Origin of the sequence: Alteromonas sp. NFXS44 (assembly GCF_040148705.1) — a bacterium.
Lineage (GTDB): Bacteria > Pseudomonadota > Gammaproteobacteria > Enterobacterales > Alteromonadaceae > Alteromonas.
This window is the reverse complement of sequence record NZ_JAGDEA010000005.1, coordinates 900,817-917,504: the sequence shown is the minus strand read 5'-3', so window position 1 is coordinate 917,504 and position 16,688 is coordinate 900,817. Positions and strand designations below refer to the sequence as shown.

At 48.8% G+C, this 16,688-nt stretch carries 15 protein-coding genes; 8 read left to right on the top strand and 7 right to left on the bottom strand.

The window, feature by feature from the left end; all coding sequences use genetic code 11:
• From secG to ftsH, 5 genes are all read right to left on the bottom strand, one after another.
• On the bottom strand, positions 1-387 hold the full coding sequence (secG, locus tag J3369_RS09315) for a preprotein translocase subunit SecG (RefSeq protein WP_349585991.1): 387 nt from the start codon (positions 385-387) through the stop codon (positions 1-3).
• A 10-nt stretch (positions 388-397) separates the two neighbouring features.
• Positions 398-1,144 (bottom strand): triose-phosphate isomerase, encoded by a 747-nt coding sequence (gene tpiA, locus J3369_RS09310; RefSeq protein WP_303574239.1) that lies wholly within the window; start codon positions 1,142-1,144, stop codon positions 398-400.
• 94 nt (positions 1,145-1,238) lie between these two features.
• Positions 1,239-2,582, bottom strand: a complete 1,344-nt coding sequence (gene glmM / locus J3369_RS09305; protein WP_349585989.1) for a phosphoglucosamine mutase — start codon at positions 2,580-2,582, stop codon at positions 1,239-1,241.
• Position 2,583: 1 nt separating this feature from the next.
• Positions 2,584-3,426, bottom strand: coding sequence for a dihydropteroate synthase (gene folP, locus J3369_RS09300; protein ID WP_349585987.1), 843 nt, complete (start codon positions 3,424-3,426; stop codon positions 2,584-2,586).
• A gap of 91 nt (positions 3,427-3,517) precedes the next feature.
• Entirely contained in the window at positions 3,518-5,467 is a 1,950-nt protein-coding gene (gene ftsH / locus J3369_RS09295) for an ATP-dependent zinc metalloprotease FtsH (protein WP_349585985.1), read from the bottom strand.
• Positions 5,468-5,924: 457 nt separating this feature from the next.
• Between ftsH and yhbY the strand changes: the two genes are divergently transcribed.
• Together yhbY and J3369_RS09285 are read left to right on the top strand one after the other, a co-directional pair.
• Complete coding sequence (yhbY, locus tag J3369_RS09290) at positions 5,925-6,221, top strand: ribosome assembly RNA-binding protein YhbY (protein WP_119501126.1); 297 nt, start codon at positions 5,925-5,927, stop codon at positions 6,219-6,221.
• A gap of 92 nt (positions 6,222-6,313) precedes the next feature.
• Complete coding sequence (locus J3369_RS09285) at positions 6,314-7,105, top strand: 3-hydroxyacyl-CoA dehydrogenase (protein ID WP_349585982.1); 792 nt, start codon at positions 6,314-6,316, stop codon at positions 7,103-7,105.
• Between the two features lie 5 nt (positions 7,106-7,110).
• On the opposite strand, the gene J3369_RS09280 is transcribed toward J3369_RS09285, so the two are convergent.
• Positions 7,111-8,238, bottom strand: coding sequence for a DUF2891 domain-containing protein (locus J3369_RS09280; protein ID WP_349585980.1), 1,128 nt, complete (start codon positions 8,236-8,238; stop codon positions 7,111-7,113).
• Between the two features lie 37 nt (positions 8,239-8,275).
• Positions 8,276-10,681, bottom strand: coding sequence for a Lon protease family protein (locus J3369_RS09275; protein ID WP_303574245.1), 2,406 nt, complete (start codon positions 10,679-10,681; stop codon positions 8,276-8,278).
• Positions 10,682-10,912: 231 nt separating this feature from the next.
• On the opposite strand from J3369_RS09275, the gene J3369_RS09270 reads away from it, so the two are divergent.
• From J3369_RS09270 to rlmH, 6 genes are all read left to right on the top strand, one after another.
• Positions 10,913-11,440, top strand: coding sequence for an SRPBCC family protein (locus J3369_RS09270; RefSeq protein ID WP_349585978.1), 528 nt, complete (start codon positions 10,913-10,915; stop codon positions 11,438-11,440).
• Positions 11,441-11,557: 117 nt separating this feature from the next.
• On the top strand, positions 11,558-14,164 hold the full coding sequence (gene leuS / locus J3369_RS09265) for a leucine--tRNA ligase (RefSeq protein ID WP_349586232.1): 2,607 nt from the start codon (positions 11,558-11,560) through the stop codon (positions 14,162-14,164).
• The gene (locus J3369_RS09260; protein WP_349585976.1) at positions 14,164-14,682 is read left to right on the top strand and encodes an LPS-assembly lipoprotein LptE; all 519 of its coding nucleotides are present in this window, start codon (positions 14,164-14,166) and stop codon (positions 14,680-14,682) included. Before leuS ends, J3369_RS09260 begins: the two co-directional genes overlap by 1 nt.
• 9 nt (positions 14,683-14,691) lie before the next feature.
• Positions 14,692-15,726 (top strand): DNA polymerase III subunit delta, encoded by a 1,035-nt coding sequence (gene holA / locus J3369_RS09255; protein WP_349585974.1) that lies wholly within the window; start codon positions 14,692-14,694, stop codon positions 15,724-15,726.
• A gap of 79 nt (positions 15,727-15,805) precedes the next feature.
• Positions 15,806-16,123, top strand: coding sequence for a ribosome silencing factor (gene rsfS / locus J3369_RS09250; protein WP_119501121.1), 318 nt, complete (start codon positions 15,806-15,808; stop codon positions 16,121-16,123).
• A 93-nt stretch (positions 16,124-16,216) separates the two neighbouring features.
• Positions 16,217-16,687 carry a 23S rRNA (pseudouridine(1915)-N(3))-methyltransferase RlmH gene (gene rlmH, locus J3369_RS09245; protein ID WP_303574249.1) on the top strand — a complete coding sequence of 157 codons (471 nt, stop codon included), beginning with the start codon at positions 16,217-16,219 and terminating at the stop codon, positions 16,685-16,687.
• The last annotated feature ends 1 nt before the right edge of the window (position 16,688 follow it).

Below are 16,688 nucleotides of genomic sequence, written 5' to 3'. Positions count from 1 at the left end.
TTAGTTAGGAATATCACCTTCTGCTGAATCTGTTGCCGGCACGTCAGAAACCGGAACATCAGATGCATCTGCAGCAGGAACATCATCAACAGCAGGGAATTCCTGTTGCTCTACAGGAACTTCAAGATCCTGCCAGCCGTCTTCGGCTTTTTCTGTGTTCGCTGTGATGTTACCTAAAAATAAACTCAATACAAAAAATAAGGTAGCCAGTACAGACGTGGTTTTGGTCATGAAATTACCAGAACCTGAAGAACCGAATACGGTATTAGAACCACCGCTACCAAACGAAGCGCCCATGTTTGCACCTTTACCCTGCTGGATAAGTACAAAACCAATAAGCATCAACGCTACAATCAAATAAGCGACTAAAAGCACTTCGTATAACATAATTACCTCGTCAATTTGCCGCGTGGCAGATTGCGTTAAAATCTGACGCTTTAAGACTTGCTCCGCCAATTAAGCCGCCATCAATATCAGGCTGGCCGAACAATTCTTTTGCGTTATCCGGCTTCACACTGCCGCCGTATAATATCTGTATTGAAGCAGCAAGTGAACCGTCATATGAAGCAATGAACTCACGAATGAACTTATGAACATCCTGAGCTTCCTGCGGCGACGCTGTAACACCCGTTCCGATTGCCCAGATTGGCTCGTAAGCAATAACGGCATTTTTCAGTGAAGACACCGGAATCAAATCGAATACGGCTTTCAACTGTGCTTCAACAAACTCGTTAACTTGTCCGGCTTCTCTTACTGAAAGAGGTTCACCACAACAAATTACCGGTGTAATTCCTGCTTCAATCAACTTCAGGGCTTTTTCAGCAACCAGCTGACTGGTTTCACCATGGTCATCACGACGCTCTGAATGTCCGACAATACAATATTTGCAATCAAACTCTTTCAGCATTGTGACGGATAAATCGCCGGTATGTGCACCATTATCACATGCACTCACATCCTGAGCACCGGTGGCGATACCTTTACCTGAGAAAGCTGGAATAAGAATTGATGGCGGACAAATCACAACATCAATATTTTCTGCTGCAGCCTTATCAAAAGACGCTGCAAATTCTTCTACCAATGAACGGCTTCCGTTCATCTTCCAGTTTCCGGCAACCAGAAGCTTACGACTCACTGTATCCACAATTTATCCCTGCCCTGTCCTGAAGCGGGCGTGATATTAACGATATCCGCCCTATTATACAAGCCTAAAAATAATAATATTTATGACGAATCAATCAATTGGCCACTTTGCGTACAGCATCGGCGATAAACTCTGCCCATTTCAGAGACTGCATTTCATCATCGGATTCTACCATCACCCGGATCAACGGTTCTGTACCGCTTTTACGCAGTAATACACGCCCTGTTTTACCCAGTGAACTTTCAGCTTCTTTCACTGCATCTGTAACAGCAGACATGGCCAACGGATTATCTGAGGACTCATCATAACGGACATTAATCAGTTTTTGCGGAAATTTATCAAACCCGCCGCTCAAATCGTGCAAATCCATGCCCGAACGCAACATAGCAGTGATGACCTGCAGGCCGGCGACAATACCGTCTCCGGTAGATGCCACATTCAAATTCAGCACGTGACCACTATTTTCACCACCGATAGCCCAGCCTTTCTGCTGCAGTAACTCCATTACGTAACGGTCGCCTACAGCACTGCGGGCAAATGGAATAGATAATTTGCTCAAAGCCACTTCCAGACCAAGATTACTCATGAGTGTACCCACTACACCACCGGATAAACGACCTGACTTAAGCGCATCGCGGGCGATAATGTATAAAATCTGATCACCATCCAGCACGTTACCCAAGTGATCAACCAGCATAATACGGTCGCCGTCACCGTCCAGAGCAAACCCCATGTCAGCGCCTGTCTCAAGCACTTTTTCCACGATGGCGTTCATTGAAGTAGCACCGACTTTATCGTTAATGTTCAGGCCGTCCGGCTTAGTACCGATTTCGATAACTTCTGCACCAAGTTCTGACAACACATTCGGTGCTATGTGATACGTCGCCCCGTGGGCACAGTCGACAACAATCTTCATGCCTTTTAACGACAGATCTGACGGGAACGTGCCTTTACAGAACTCAATGTAACGTCCGGCTGCGTCGTTGATACGGGTTGCCTTACCCAACTTATTGGAAGCAACGCATGTCATTGGCTTATCAAGCATGGACTCAATGGCAATTTCGATATCGTCATCCAGTTTGAAACCATCGGATGAAAAGAACTTAATGCCATTATCATAATAAGGATTATGAGACGCAGAAATCACAATACCGGCTTCTGAGCGAAATGTTTTAGTAAGATAAGCAATCGCCGGTGTGGGCATCGGACCTAACAAACCGATATTAATACCGGCTGCGGACAAGCCTGCTTCCAGCGCAGACTCAAGCATATAACCTGAAATCCGCGTATCCTTCCCTATCAGTACTTTATTTGTACCATGGCCTGCCAGCACTTTACCGGCTGCCCAGCCCAACTTGGTGACAAACTCGGGATTAATAGCGCTTTCACCTACTTTCCCTCTGATGCCGTCTGTACCAAAATACTTGCGCTGACCCATTTCAGGCTCCTTGAATATTGTCTTTTATTTGTTGAATCTTATTCACGATTTTCATCGCATCCATTGTTTCTGCCACATCGTGAACACGGATCACTTTTGCGCCCATTTGCGCCGCAATAGTGGCAAGGGCAATGCTGCCCGCCAGCCGCTCTGTTACAGGTTTATCCAGCAGCTGGCCAATCATAGATTTTCTCGACATACCAACCAGTAGCGGATAACCGAGATGTTGCACCCTTCCAATTTCAACCAGCAGTTGATAATTGTGGTCCAGGCTCTTACCAAAACCAAAGCCCGGGTCCAGAAGAATGCTGCTGTCATCAATGCCGGCATGCTTACAGGCATCTATACGTGACAATAAAAAATTTATCACTTCGTCTGCCACATCATCATACTCAGGGCTGGCCTGCATGGTTCGCGGCTGACCTTTCATGTGCATCAGACACACAGGTACCTTTGCTTCTGCTGCGGCCTCCAGTGCCCCCTGTTCCTGCAAGGCGCGGACATCATTAATTAACCCCGCTCCGGCCTTCACGCTTTCCCGCATTACAGCGGCCTTACTGGTGTCCACAGAGAGTACTACGCCTTCCAGCCCGGCCAGTTTCTCTACCACCGGCACCACGCGGTCTAACTCTTCCTGTTCAGACACTTCCGGCGCCCCCGGACGTGTCGATTCACCGCCTATGTCGATAAATGTCGCGCCGGCCTCTACCATCCGCATGGCATGTTCAACGGCTTTAACTACCGTATTGTGGGCTCCGCCGTCTGAGAAGGAATCCGGTGTGACATTGAGTATACCCATAACGCGGGCCTGATTGAGGTCGATTTCGGTATGTTTGAAATGCATAACGTATATCTGTCTTTATGAATATGAAGAGGAAAGCTGGCTTTATAAAGCACAAACAAAAAGCGCCAGTTGAAACTGGCGCCTGGAGATTTTAGCCCGGAAGGTCGCCGGGTTTACCTACCGGTGGCTTATCCAAACCATCGTCGGTAATTTCGCCCTCACGGGCAGGCTTGCCGCCGGGAGGATTGTCTCCACCTTTCGGCGCACGATCGTCCCAGTCAGCAGGCGGACGCACGTCACGGCGTGCCATCAGATCATCAATTTGCTTCGCATCAATGGTCTCGTACTTCATCAGGGCATCTTTCATTGTATGCAGAATATCAATGTTCTCTTCAAGAATTTTATAAGCACGGTCATAGTTCGCATCGATAAACGACTTGATCTCTGCATCGATGGCGCGGGCAGTATCGTCAGACATGTGCGAGGCTTTAGCCATAGACTTGCCCAGGAACACTTCGCCTTCGTCTTCTGCGTACAACATCGGACCCATTTTACTGGACAGGCCCCATTGCGTGACCATCTTACGGGCAATCTCAGTAGCACGTTCAATGTCATTAGACGCGCCGGTGGTCACCATGTCGTCGCCGTAAATGATTTGTTCAGCAATACGGCCACCAAACAGGCTTGAAATCATACTTTCAAGATGTTGCTTGGAATGGCTCACACGATCCTGCTCCGGCAGATACATGGTAACACCCAGTGCACGGCCTCGGGGAATGATCGACACTTTGTATACCGGATCATGTTCAGGTACAAGACGACCAACGATTGCGTGACCAGCCTCATGATAGGCTGTCATGGCTTTCTCGTTTTCAGACATCACCATAGATTTGCGCTCAGCACCCATCATGATCTTGTCTTTGGCTTTATCGAACTCTTCCATCGACACAAGGCGCTTGTTAGCACGGGCGGCGAACAGAGCAGCTTCGTTAACCAGGTTCGCAAGGTCAGCACCGGAGAAGCCGGGCGTACCACGGGCAATTACAGAAGCTTCCACGTTGTCACCAACCGGTACTTTGCGCATGTGGACTTTCAGGATTTGCTCACGGCCACGGATATCGGGCAGACCTACAATAACCTGACGGTCAAAACGGCCGGGACGTAACAGTGCTGGGTCAAGTACATCAGGACGGTTAGTCGCTGCGATAACGATAATACCTTCGTGACCTTCAAAACCATCCATTTCTACCAGCATCTGGTTAAGTGTCTGTTCACGTTCATCGTGACCACCGCCAAGACCAGCACCACGCTGACGACCTACCGCATCAATCTCATCGATAAAGATAATACAAGGCGCAGCCTTTTTGGCTTGCTCGAACATGTCACGGACACGGGATGCACCCACACCCACAAACATTTCAACAAAGTCGGAACCTGAAATAGTAAAGAACGGTACTTTTGCTTCACCGGCAATGGCTTTAGCCAGCAATGTTTTACCTGTACCCGGCGGACCCACCATCAGAACGCCTTTAGGAATCTTACCGCCAAGCTTCTGAAATTTTGAAGGATCGCGCAGGAAGTCTACCAGTTCTACGACGTCCTCTTTCGCTTCGTCACAACCGGCAACGTCGGCAAAAGTGGTTTTGATTTGATCTTCACCCAACAAACGGGCTTTGCTTTTACCGAATGACATGGCTCCGCGGCCACCACCACCCTGCATCTGACGCATGAAGAAAATCCAGACTGCAATCAACAGCAGCATGGGGAACCATGAAATGAAGATAGACGTCAGGATAGACGGCTTCTCAGGCGGCTCACCTAATACACGTACATCCTTCTTCACCAAATCTGAAATGAGCTGATCATCAAAATAGGGAATATAGGTAACGAATGTTTCGCCGTTACGTTTCGTGCCGCGGATTTCGCGGGACTCACTGTCAATGCGAACTTCGCGGACATTGCCCTGATTCGCTTCTTTCAGGAATGTTGTGTAATCCGTTTGTGCACGTGTCGATTCACCAGGTGAAAAGCTCTGGAACACCGACATCAACACAACGGCGATAACCAACCATAAGATTAAATTTTTTGCCATATCGCTCAAGCTACTAACCTCTAAAAATACCGGAACATCCGGGATTGATGACAATTTACTGCCAACATGTTCATTTACCGCTCACTAAGGTGAAACCGGCGTCCGGAACATGCTCCGCTCCCATTGTTTCCGTACGAAATGCGATCCTTACTTCGTCAAATTACAGCCTACTACAAATTATAGACCGTAGCCACCAATACACGTTCCCGCTACCACGTAAATTAACGCCTTGTAACGTTTTACGTGCAAGTGTGCAATTCTGTTCAGTATTGCTTATATAATTGGTGGCATTATGCGACTTTTTTGTCATTCACACATAATGTCGTTAGGATTGTTACGAAGATGGCGTTAGAATATGGCATTTCAAGGCATTAACTTAAAATAATTGGTTTTACGTTCAGTCAATGACCACGTGGCCCGGTGTTTAGGTTAAACAAATTTATCAATAGTAAAGAAAAACGACGAAATGAAACTTTCCAATAAACAGAAACAATTCCTCAAGGGCCTGGCCCACTCTTTGAAACCCGTTGTGCAATTAGGTGCAAACGGCCTCACAGAGGGTGTTGTATCTGAAATTGACAGCGCACTGGCACACCACGAACTGATTAAAGTGAAGGTGCCTACAGATGATCGTGAAGAAAAAACACTGATCATGGATGCTATTGTGCGGGAAACCGAATCTGTAAAAGTACAGTCCATCGGACACACACTGATCATCTTCCGCCCTTCCGAAGAGCGTAAAATTCAGTTGCCAAAACAATAAAGTCTTTTTACATCTTCTTTTATGTAATCACTTTGTTAACAAACTCTGCCACGTTACACTTACGTCAACGTAAACCTGATAACGGGCAGAGAATGATGTCAGAACAAACCACACTTCCGCTTTCCTCCATCACAGCCGTCATTACCGGTGGCAGTTCAGGACTGGGTTTTGCTACCGCGCAGCATCTGTTACAGCGTGGCGCGACCGTTGCTCTTTTTGATATAGACCGTGAAAAAGGGGAAAAGGCTGTCCGTGAGGCAGGTGGAAATGCACATTTTTACCCCGTCGATGTTTGCAGTGAAGACGAGGTTTCTGATGCATTGCAAGCTTTCCGGGAGAAAGCCGGACGTATTAACCTTTGTGTTTCCTGTGCAGGAATCGCACCGGCAGCGAGAACGCTTGATAAATCAGGCAATGCTGCCTCTTTTGATCAGTTCCGTAAAGTAACCGATATCAATCTCAACGGTACCTTCAACGTAAGCCGGCTTGCTGCTCAGACCATGGCCGCACAGGAAGCAGATGAAAACGGTGAACGGGGTGTAATTATTAATACCGCATCTATTGCCGGCTACGAGGGGCAGACCGGACAGACGGCCTACGCGGCCAGTAAGGCGGGCATTATCGGTATGACACTGCCCATGGCCAGAGACCTGGCCGTAGTGGGGATCCGTGTTAATGCCATTGCGCCCGGCGTAATGGGCACCCCCATGTTACTGGCCATGCCGGAGCACGTTCAGGCAGCATTAAGCGCCAACGTGCCCTTCCCTAAACGGCTTGGTCTGCCAGAGGAATTTGCAGCACTGGTGGCGCACATTGCACTTAACACTTATATAAATGGTGAGACCATCCGTCTTGATGGCGCACTCCGTATGCCACCTAAATAAATGATTTACTCTGTGGCGCGGGCACGTTGTTGTAACGCATAAACAGCAAAGCTGCCCAGCCAGTGTGTACCTTCATAATTTTCATCAACGATGGCAGGCAATGAATGGGTCACGTGTGTGCCTGCCAGCGCCCGCAGGTGACCAAATTCGTCGGGATATTCTGCTGCAAGGCCATACATCACCCAGGCACGGCTGAAATTTAGCCCGTCCAGATGCACCAGTTTTCCGTCAGTACGATCACTTACCCGTGCCACATCAATGTGAAAGTCAGCATTGTCTAACGCCGGCAGAAAACTTTTTGCCCAATGCATGAAGGACTTCTTATCCATCACTTTTCGCATCAGATCCAGTTCTTCAAAACAAGGAGAAAGAAAATCGAAGCCGTTTGGCTCCCATGAAAGCGGACACTGTTTATCGTCGCCAAACCAGTGCACAGCCCGCTCTGTAATGAGCGTCTGCAATGCTTTGTCATCAGCAATCCGGGCATAATCCAGTGCCATCGACATTCCGAAAGCCGTATTCGGATGCTCGCCGGTACGGACCGGATACACCAGCTTTGGTAAGAACTGATGATATTTTCCAACAATCAGTTCAGTCAGGGGAGACAGGTTCTGACTCAGTTCAGCAGCCAGGGGGTCATCCCACAGTTTCAGTTCTGCGGCCAGAGCCAGTAACCACGCCCAGCCATAAGTGCGTTCAAAACTGGCATTTTGTGGTTTTTCAAAATATGCCACTTCCTGAAGAATTTTATCAGTGGTCAGGTTTTCCTTAAGTTTTGCTTTGATTTCTGTCGCTTTGGCCAGATCAGGAAAATGGCGGAGCAGATTTACCAGCATCCAGTGACCGTGTACGCTGGAGTGCCAGTCAAAACACCCGTAAAAGGCGGGGTGCAGTGAAGCCGGTCCCTGCAAATCCTGTGGACCGGATAACGTTTGATTTAACTTGTTCGGGTACTCTGTCGTTACACAATGCAGCGGCATCTCTGACAACCGCTCAGCCTCCTGCAGAGATAACTCCGGGGTTTCAGGTGTACTGAATGCGCCCGTGCTGAATAGCGTAAGGGCAACTAAAACTGTTAGTTTTCTGCCCGTTACCATTCCGGTAATTCCACTCCCCGCAAATAACTTTTTCATCTTTCCTGCCACCTTTTGATGTTTTCTTATTATGTGTTTATTCATCGTCGCCTCCGTTAACAATCAATGCAATGTTATAAAGGCGGTTCACGGCATGATAATTCACCGAATTTTTCGGATAACGCCCGCGGGACGTCATATTGCCGGCTTCTTTTTCCATCAGCAGTGAAATGGCATCATCCACAGTTTCAGCCGTGTAAATATGGAAAAGCCCTTTTTTCACTGCATCAATGACTGCTTTATCCAGTACCAGGTTAATAGCATTGGATTTGGGGATAATCACTCCCTGATTGCCGGTAAGCCCGCGGTGCTGACATAAATCGAAAAAGCCTTCAATCTTTTCATTCACGCCGCCTACGGCCTGTACTTCACCGTACTGGTTAATCGAGCCGGTAACTGCCAGAGACTGGGTAGCTGGTATCTCCGTCAATGCAGATATCAGTGCAATAAGTTCTGCCAGCGAGGCACTGTCACCATCAATGTGTCCGTAGGATTGTTCCAGCGCTATATTGGCTGATAAGGTTAACGGGAAATGCTGGGCATATTTGTTTCCAAGATAACCGGTTAACAGCATAACCCCTTTAGAGTGAATGGGTTGCCCCAGTTCAACTTCCCGTTCAATATCCACCACGCCGTTGGCACCGGCATACACCGTAGAGGTGATACGGGCCGGCGTGCCGAATGCCGTCCCCCCGACTTCCAGTACTGTCAGGCCATTAACAGTGCCCACCGATTTACCTTCTGTAGCGATAAGGACATGACCTTCTTTAATGTCGTTTAGCAGCGCATGACTCACCCGGCCGGTGCGGCGTTTTTTTGCACTGAGAGCAACTTCAATATGCTCCAGTTCAAGGTGGGTGCTTTGCTGCTGAGCCGCAAAATACCGGGCCTCATTGATAAGCTCTATGACTTCGGCAAAATGAGCTGAGAATTTTTGCTGATGTTCCGCCATACGCAGGGAATATTCCACCAGCCGCTGCATGGCTTTAGAGGAAATCCCGCTCAGGCCGCATTCGCTGAGGTGATGACGCACCTTTCCCGTAAAATCAAAAGTAGACTGACGGGTTACCGGTATTTCGTAATCGAAATCCACCAGCACTCTGAACAGTTCGTCAAATTCATCATCATAATCCTGCAGGGTATAATAGAGATCCCGTGAGCCCAGCAGTATCACTTTCACGTCCAGCTCCACCGGTTGCGGGTTCAATGTGATGGCGTTCACCATACCCACATCCTGCTGGGGAAGATCCATTTTCAATGAGCCGGATTTTATCGCCAGTTTCAATGCATCCCACACGAAGGGCTGCTCTATGACCTGATCAACATCCAGTAACAGATAGCCACCGTTGGCACGGTGCAAAGCCCCTGCTCTTATCATTCTGTAATTGGTATACACACTGCCATGCAGGTTGGTGTACTCAATTTTACCGAACAGATTCTGATAGGTAGGGTTCGGCTCATACACCACCGGCGCCCCGTCCTGTAACTGATGACCCACCAGCACATTAGGCAAATAAAGTTCTTCCAGATAAAGCCGTCTGTCGAGTTCGTCGGGCTTATCCTCTTTTGTCTCTTCTGCCAGCAGTGACACGATGGTGTCTACCAGATGGGAACGCATCCGCCGCAAGGTTTTCAGTACGCCGAGATGGCCGGCATATTTATGTTCCAGAACTTTGAGTAAGGGTCTGATCCCCTGCTCTGCGGTTTTCTTATTCAGTTGCCTGATACGCTCAGAACTTTCACGCTTCCATACCGGCAGCCCGAGTAAACTTTCACTGAGACGGTTTTCAAGTTCAGCAATCAAGTCATAAAAATACTGACGCTTGTCATCATCGAGTACGGCAAATTCTTCATCGGTAACGGGTTTACCGTTTACTATCGGGGCGAAGGTAATGGCGTTAGATTCATCATAAAGGGCTACATCATGAGCCTGCGCGTAACGTTCCACTGCATCGATGGCTTCATCATAACGGCGCTCAAATTCTCTGGAAATGGCTGACTTCTGACGCTGGTACCCCGGGTTGTCAAAAGCAGCAGGAAATGTATCAAGCAAGTCATCAATCAGACCGTCTATATCTTTAACCAGATCTTTGCCTTCGCCCGGCGCCATGCGCAGAACAAACGGTTCACGTTCTTCATCAAAGTTATTCAGATAGACCCAGTCTTCCGGTGAAGGCAATGATGCCACCTGACGCTCAATGTAATCTTTTACCAGCGAGAACCGCCCGGTGGCCGGCTCCCCCATCACATAGAGGTTATATCCGCGGTTGCGTACGCCCAGACCGAACGACAATGCTTCACGGGCACGCTCCTGGCCAATAAAGGTCGCATTAACGGCTTCTTCATCTTTTAAAGCCTGGTTTATTTGCCGCCGGTTCAGCGACGGTGTCAGTGCTGCGGGAGATAGAGCATATTTAGCGCGCAGAACGGAAAGGTCGGTCATAACTGCCTGTTTACCTTATATCATCAAACTGCTCCGGTAGCCGGCAGGTTTGATTTTGTGGAGATAAGATCAAGTGAAACGCGAAAAATTCCCACTGTCAAACCATAAAAAGGCTGTATCAACCATTTTTCTCCACCTGATTTGATAAATTGTATCAAAAAGCACCACATTACGGTTTAATGGGAATTATTGAACGTATTGCCAGCAAAATTTTATGGATAATGAGCTTCTATGACTAAAACCACTGCAGCACTTGCCCTCCTGAGTTTAATTTTTTCCTTTAACACCTCCGCCAAAGTGGAAAGTAGTGGTAACGGCGGCTTTATTGTTCTTAATACCGTTACGGTGAACGCAGCGGCAGACACTGTCTGGCGAGCGCTGATAAACGACGTCGACCAGTGGTGGCCCGGGGACCATTCATGGTGGACGGGCACCTTTAGTATTGATGCCCGTGCCGGCGGTTGTTTTTGCGAACGGGCCGGTGAGCGGAGTGCTGAACATATGCGGATAAGTTTTGTTGACCCTGCAAAGCAGCTGGTAATGACCGGCGGACTGGGGCCGTTACAAGCCATGGGCATGACCGGCGCTTTGAACTGGCAACTTGAACAAACCGGCGCAGATACAACAATATCACTTCGATACCACGTTCAGGGATACAGTGAAAGCGGATACAAAGACCTCGCGCCTGTTGTCGACCATGTCCAGGGAATACAACTTAAAGCGCTGGCAGATTTTTTAACCACTGCCAAAACTGACTAAAATCCCGCCAGATAAGGATAAAAGTAGCCCCCGCCTATTGTGAGTGCACTGCGCGCCGGGGTATTCTATGCGGCTAATCACGAAGTAATTAATACCAACGCGGAAGCCTTATTCACGATGGCCGAAAATCAGTACAACCCGAAACAAATCGAGCAGGATGTCCAGCAGTACTGGGAATCCAATCAGTCTTTCAAAGCAGAAGAAGACGCGTCTAAAGAAAAATTCTACTGCCTTTCAATGTTCCCTTACCCTAGCGGCCGTCTCCATATGGGACACGTACGTAACTACACCATCGGTGACGTAATCAGCCGTTTTCAGCGCATGCAGGATAAAAATGTCCTGCAGCCAATGGGTTGGGACGCATTCGGGTTACCTGCTGAGAATGCAGCCATCAATAACAATACGGCTCCGGCAAACTGGACTTATTCAAACATTGAATATATGAAAGGACAGTTGAAATCGCTGGGTTTCGGTTATGACTGGGATCGCGAAGTCGCTACCTGTAAACCTGACTATTACCGCTGGGAGCAGTGGTTTTTCACCCGCCTGTACGAAAAAGGGCTGGTATATAAGAAAAACGCCACCGTTAACTGGGATCCGGTGGACCAGACAGTACTGGCCAACGAACAGGTTATCGACGGCCGTGGCTGGCGTTCAGGCGCACTGGTAGAACAAAAAGAAATCCCTCAGTGGTTTATTAAAATAACTGACTACGCTGAAGAATTGTTATCTGACCTGGATCAGCTTGAAGACTGGCCTGATCAGGTTCGCGCCATGCAGGCAAACTGGATTGGCCGTTCAGAAGGTGTAGATATTACCTTTAAACTGAAAACACCTGCCGGAGATGTGGAAACCCTGACGGTTTATACCACACGCCCTGATACGTTCTTTGGTGTTACATACCTGGGCGTTGCTGCCCAGCATCCTGTAGCAGAATTTGCTGCCAGACATAACCCTGCTCTTGCAACCTTTATCGAAGAATGCAAGAACACGAAAGTGGCTGAAGCAGAACTGGCCACCATGGAAAAGAAAGGGTGTGATACCGGATTAACAGCGACTCACCCGCTCACCGGCGAGGAAGTACCGGTTTGGGCTGCTAATTTCGTATTGATGGGCTATGGCTCCGGTGCTGTCATGGCCGTTCCCGGCCATGACCAGCGTGACTGGGAATTTGCTACCAAATACAATCTGCCGGTTAAGCAGGTCATTACACCTGCAGATGGTAACAGTGAAGCCTGTGACTTAACTGCGTCTGCGTATACTGAAAAAGGCACCTTAATTAACTCCGGTGAGTTTGATGGCTTAACCTTCGACGCCGCCTTCAATGCAATAGCAGAAAAATTATCTGCCGCAGGTGTGGGCACTAAGAAAGTTAATTACCGTCTTCGTGACTGGGGCGTAAGCCGTCAGCGTTACTGGGGCGCTCCTATTCCAATGCTGAATCTGGAAAACGGCGAATCTGTGCCGGTTCCCGCCAGTGAATTACCGGTGGTGTTACCGGAAGACGTGGAAATGAATGGTGTAACTTCGCCAATCAAAGCTGATCCTGAATGGGCAAAAACGACCTTTAACGGTGAACCGGCCCTGCGTGAGACCGACACCTTCGATACCTTTATGGAATCATCCTGGTATTATGCCCGTTACAGCTGCGCACAAAATGGCGATGCCATGCTTGATCCAACTCAGGCCAATTACTGGCTGCCGGTAGATCAGTACATCGGCGGTATTGAACACGCCATTCTTCACCTGCTCTACTCCCGTTTCTTCCACAAACTGCTGCGTGATGAAGGTCTGGTAGAGTCAGATGAGCCGTTTAAGCGCCTGTTATGTCAGGGTATGGTGCTGGCAGATTCCTATTTCAGTGAAGATGAAAACGGTAAGAAAACCTGGTATTCGCCGCTGGCTGTTTCCACTGAGAAAGATGATAAAGGCCGGATCACGAAAGCCTGGCTAACCAGCGACGGTACGCCCGTGGAACACGGCGGCATGACTAAAATGTCAAAGTCGAAAAATAATGGAATCGATCCTCAGGCGGTTATTGATCAGTACGGTGCAGATACTGTACGCCTGTTTACAATGTTCGCCGCGCCACCTGAGCAAACCCTTGAATGGGTTGATTCCGGCGTGGAAGGGGCAAACCGCTTCCTGAAACGTATCTGGAAACTGGTCAGTGAGCACATTGAAGTTTCCGGCACACCGGGCAAGGTTGATGCAAAAGCACTGAATAAAGATCAGCAAGCGTTACGTCGTGAAGTGCATAAGACAATTGCCAAGGTCAGTGATGACCTGGGTCGTCGTCAGACCTTCAACACTGCCGTAGCTGCGGTAATGGAATTGCTGAATCATCTGCAAAAGGCACCTCAGGAGTCTGAAACTGACCACGCTATTATGCGTGAAGCGGTCGAAGGCGTGCTGCGTTTGCTAAACCCCATCACGCCGCATATCTGTCATCACCTGTGGCAGGCACTTGGCCATGATACACCTGTAGAATATGCCGGCTGGCCGGTAGCTGATCCTGCTGCCCTGGTAGAAGATGAGAAGCTGATTGTAGTGCAGGTTAACGGTAAAGTGCGCGCTAAAATGACCGTGGCAGCAGATGCGGCAAAAGAAGCCGTCGAAGCAGACGCCCTTGCCCAGGTCAATGTTCAACAGTTTATCGAAGGTAAAACGGTGCGCAAAATCATCGTAGTACCCGGTAAGCTGGTTAACATTGTAGCTAACTGATGAAGACGTTCTTCCGGCTGGTAACAGCAGGCGCAGCCGCACTGGTTCTTACCGGTTGCGGCTTTCATTTGCGCGGTAATGAAGCGTTGCCGCCATCGGTTAATTACGTTGCAGTAACGTCTGCGCAGGCCCATGCGCCCCTGGCCAGAGCATTGAAGAAAAAACTGGCAGTGTACGACCTCCACGGCGGTACACTGGCAGACAGCCCGTCTCCGGACATGTCAGTTCTGATCAACATTCAGCCGGAGCAACTGGAACGGCGTTTATTGTCCGTGTTTTCTACCGGTCAGGTAGCTGAATACGAGCTTATTTACGGTGTCCGTTATACAGTGACCTTCCCTGACAAGGCTCCCCTGCCCGCGTATTTTGAAGTATTGCGGGATTATCAGGATGATCCTGAACAGGTGCTGGCAAAATCCCGGGAACTGGAACTGGTTCTCAGCGAAATGCGGGATGAAGCGGCAGACAAAATTATCCGTCGTATAGCCAGCCAGTCTTCTCAGGCAGTGGCGGAATAAACAACTGTTATGCAAATCTATCCGAACCGTTTTGAAGCGGAACTCGATAAAGGCCTCAAGCCTTGTTATTTGTTGTTTGGTGATGAGCCACAGCAAAAATTTTCCATGATCGAAGCGGTGCGGGAAAAAGCCAGAGCTCAGGGCTTCACTGAGCGGACAGTATTAGTTGCCGACAGTGGTTTTAACTGGAGTCAGTTAATTGAGGCTACACAATCTCTGTCTTTATTTGCTTCGCAACAGATTATTGAACTGGAACTACCTACCGGAAAACCCGGTACTGAGGGTAGTCAGACCCTGCAATCGGTAGCAGCGAATCTGGGTAACGACATTCTGTTACTGATCCACGGTCCCCGTATTGGCAAAGATGTGCAGAAAGCCAAGTGGTTCAAGGTCCTTGACGATACCGGCATTCATTCCATTTGCTATGCACTGGAAGGTAATAATCTTCACACATGGATCCAGCAGACTATGCAAAAAGCCGGACTTAACGGCGATGCAGCCTGTGTCCGCATGATTGCAGATATGTGTGAGGGCAATATGCTGGCCGCTCATCAGGAAATCCAGAAGTTATCGCTGGTTTATGCCGGACAGGCCATTACACCTGAACAGGTAGAAGCGGCCATTGTCGATCAATCCAGATTCAATGTATTTCAGCTGGTTGATGTCATGCTGAACGGAGACCGGCAGCGCTGTATCCGCATGTTGTACCGTCTGGAAAGTGAAGGCATTGAACCTAATATCCTGATCTGGGCATTTATTCGTGAATGGCAGACCTTAAGCCAGTTACACGAAGTCAGATCGTCCGGACAACCTGTCCAGTGGATGAAGTTCGGGATCTGGAAAAATCGTCAGGGCTGTTATCAGTCGGCACTGAACCGGCTGAGCGCTGCCCACCTTGTCCATATCAGAGAGGCGCTGGAACAGGCCGACTTTGCTTTTAAACAAAATACAGTGGAAAGGCCTTATATCAAGCTTGCACACCTTTGTATGTTGTTCATGGGCATAGAGCTTAACGGATTAACTTTGATGCCGGACCTGCACTGACACCGGTGTGGGAATTGCGGTAAAATTCGCTATAGTTAAAATGTTGTACGTTAATTTTTTGTGTATTTGAGGAGAACTTTTGGACAGTAACCAGTTCAAACAATTCGTGTTAGATAAAATCGACGACATGAAAGCCCGTGATGTCATTCAACTGGACGTAAAAGGTAAGTCGACAATTACTGACCTGATGATTATCTGCTCGGGTAATTCCAAGCGACACGTGGTGTCTATCGCGGATAATCTGCATGTAGAAATGAAACAGGCCGGACATCCGCCTCTGAGCATTGAAGGCAAAGAGACCGGTGAATGGGTTCTTGTTGATCTCGGTGACATCATCGTGCACGTCATGCAGGATGAAGCGAGAGATTTCTACCAGCTTGAAAAGCTCTGGGGCTGAACATCAGCCATCAGTATGCCACGGCGTTGACTGTCAGCGGCGTTCCGGCAAGACTTATCACTTCAAATCGCTCAACCGGGAAGTTGTAAAACGGTGAAAATTCAAATCGTTGCGGTAGGAACTAAAATGCCTGACTGGGTTGCCAGAGGTGTTGATGAGTTTGTGCGCCGTTTTCCCGCTGACATGCCTGTCAGCTTTACTGAAATTGCCGCGGGAAAGCGTGGTAAAAATGCAGATATCCCGCGCATCCTTCAAAAGGAAGGAGAAGCAACGCTGGCGGCAATCCCCAAGGGAAACCGCATCGTCACACTGGAAGTCACCGGTAAGCCATGGGATACCCCCCAACTTGCCAGACAACTCGATGCCTGGAAGATGGACGGGCGTGACGTAAGTTTACTCATCGGAGGCCCGGAAGGACTCGCTCCTGAGTGTATTGCCGCATCGGAACAGCGCTGGTCACTTTCTAATCTGACATTACCCCACCCTCTGGTGCGCATCATTGTGGCGGAAAGCTTGTATCGCGCCTGGTCTGTTACCCAGAACCATCCGTATCACCGGGAATAGT

Coding starts and splice junctions, on each gene's coding strand:
- secG (WP_349585991.1), bottom strand. CDS start 387: ATGTTATACGAAGTGCTTTTAGTCGCTTATTTGATTGTAGCGTTGATG.
- glmM (WP_349585989.1), bottom strand. CDS start 2,582: ATGGGTCAGCGCAAGTATTTTGGTACAGACGGCATCAGAGGGAAAGTA.
- folP (WP_349585987.1), bottom strand. CDS start 3,426: ATGCATTTCAAACATACCGAAATCGACCTCAATCAGGCCCGCGTTATG.
- yhbY (WP_119501126.1), top strand. CDS start 5,925: ATGAAACTTTCCAATAAACAGAAACAATTCCTCAAGGGCCTGGCCCAC.
- J3369_RS09285 (WP_349585982.1), top strand. CDS start 6,314: ATGATGTCAGAACAAACCACACTTCCGCTTTCCTCCATCACAGCCGTC.
- J3369_RS09280 (WP_349585980.1), bottom strand. CDS start 8,238: ATGAAAAAGTTATTTGCGGGGAGTGGAATTACCGGAATGGTAACGGGC.
- J3369_RS09275 (WP_303574245.1), bottom strand. CDS start 10,681: ATGACCGACCTTTCCGTTCTGCGCGCTAAATATGCTCTATCTCCCGCA.
- J3369_RS09270 (WP_349585978.1), top strand. CDS start 10,913: ATGACTAAAACCACTGCAGCACTTGCCCTCCTGAGTTTAATTTTTTCC.
- leuS (WP_349586232.1), top strand. CDS start 11,558: ATGGCCGAAAATCAGTACAACCCGAAACAAATCGAGCAGGATGTCCAG.
- J3369_RS09260 (WP_349585976.1), top strand. CDS start 14,164: ATGAAGACGTTCTTCCGGCTGGTAACAGCAGGCGCAGCCGCACTGGTT.
- holA (WP_349585974.1), top strand. CDS start 14,692: ATGCAAATCTATCCGAACCGTTTTGAAGCGGAACTCGATAAAGGCCTC.